We start from the raw sequence: 894 nt of genomic DNA on the forward strand, positions 1-894 counted from the left end.
TAATAGGCTGTGCATTTCTTTTCTCGCAAACCGCAGACCGATTTCAATGCCAACACTCTTCTTAGCCTTTTCCACCAAATTGGTTGCACGCTTGATTCCAACGCCTCGTTTGATCACTGTTTTCCATTGTGCCAACACTTCTTCCGCAGTCATCTGTCTGATATCAGAAGGAAATGGAAATTCACGCAAAGTGAATAGAGCTGTTTTGCCTTCCCAGTCCTTAAACACATCATTAAATTCCGGAAAATAGCGCTGGATATGATTCTGAATGCGGTTATCGATCGTAATCAGGTGTTTGACGAGTTGATCTCGTAATTTGATCCCTTCCCGTAATTCGGCGTATATGCCGTCGAGAAGATTGGGTACAGAGTATCGTCCGTCCTTTACCAGCTGTGCGATGACACGCGCATCTTTCGTATCATTTTTCGTTGGTGAGTTATCATCGAGTTCTTTGGCCTTTTTAACGTGCATGGGGTTTACCAGCACAAAGTTAATACCTTGGGCCCTTAAATAATAAGCTAGGCTTAGCCAATAGTGTCCAGTTGGTTCTGCTCCAATAATCAGTTCGCTTTTATCGTGTTCTTCCTGTATTCTGGAAATCCATTTTAAGAGCTGTTCAAAGCCGTCTATCCGATTGTCAAAGATCAGTCTTTTTCCAAATTCGAAACCACGGTCATCTTGCGCACGTGCAACGTGTTTATCTTTGGCAATGTCAATTCCTACAACTAATGTAGATGGTGTGATTTGTGTTAATTTGCGATTTTGATTATAATTCATGGTGAGTCCTCTCCTTGGTATGTTTTAATTTAGGGGTCAATGCGCATTGACACCCAGTACTATACCAGAGAGGCTCTTTTTTGTTCAAACCTCAAATTTCTTCATTACAGGAATGCT

Annotated in this window: 1 protein-coding gene; it reads right to left on the reverse strand. The window is 41.7% G+C overall.

Annotation, left to right across the window (positions count from 1 at the left end):
* The coding region (locus GN217_RS18595; protein ID WP_156858119.1) for an IS110 family transposase at positions 1-777 on the reverse strand (777 nt) is incomplete at its 3' end.
* Positions 778-894 lie beyond the last annotated feature (117 nt).

Origin of the sequence: Oceanobacillus sp. AG (assembly GCF_009746545.1) — a bacterium.
GTDB lineage: Bacteria > Bacillota > Bacilli > Bacillales > Amphibacillaceae > Oceanobacillus > Oceanobacillus indicireducens.